Origin of the sequence: Oscillibacter sp. KLE 1745 (assembly GCF_000469445.2) — a bacterium.
In the GTDB taxonomy this organism is placed as follows: Bacteria; Bacillota; Clostridia; order Oscillospirales; family Oscillospiraceae; genus Oscillibacter; species Oscillibacter welbionis.
Genome location: NZ_KI271725.1, coordinates 14480 through 14932, shown reverse-complemented (window position 1 = coordinate 14932; position 453 = coordinate 14480). Strand labels below are relative to the sequence as shown.

1 protein-coding gene is annotated in these 453 nt (G+C 71.1%); it reads left to right on the top strand.

Annotation, left to right across the window (positions count from 1 at the left end):
• Nucleotides 1–74: 74 nt before the first annotated feature.
• A partial coding sequence (locus HMPREF1546_RS09800) for an FAD-binding protein (RefSeq protein WP_021750228.1) occupies nt 75–453 on the top strand: 379 nt, incomplete at its 3' end.

Below are 453 nucleotides of genomic sequence, written 5' to 3'. Positions count from 1 at the left end.
GCTGGGCAACGCCGCCGGCGTCATCGGTGCGGCCCTGCTGGGCCGGGTAATCTGAAGTATGAGGAGGTCCAGAAATGGACTGGTGGATCACATTTGACCAGCAGGCGGCGGATTATCTGCCGGACCTGCGGATCGAGAAGGAGGAGCCCATGGACCGGCACACCTCCTTCCGCATCGGGGGGCCGGCCCGGCGCATGGCTTTTCCGGAGCGGGGAGAGCAGCTGGTGCTGCTGCTGGACATGGCCGCCCGCTGCGGCGCCCGTCCCCTGGTGATGGGCAACGGAACCAACCTGCTGGCCCCGGACGAGGGGCTGGACCGGCTGGTGATCGACACCTCCGCCGGCCTGAGCCGAGTGGAGGCCGGCGGGACGCCGGGGACCATTCTGGCGGAGGCGGGGGCCTCCCTGGCCCGGGTGGCGGATTTCGCCTGCCGGCAGGGGCTGGCGGGCCTGG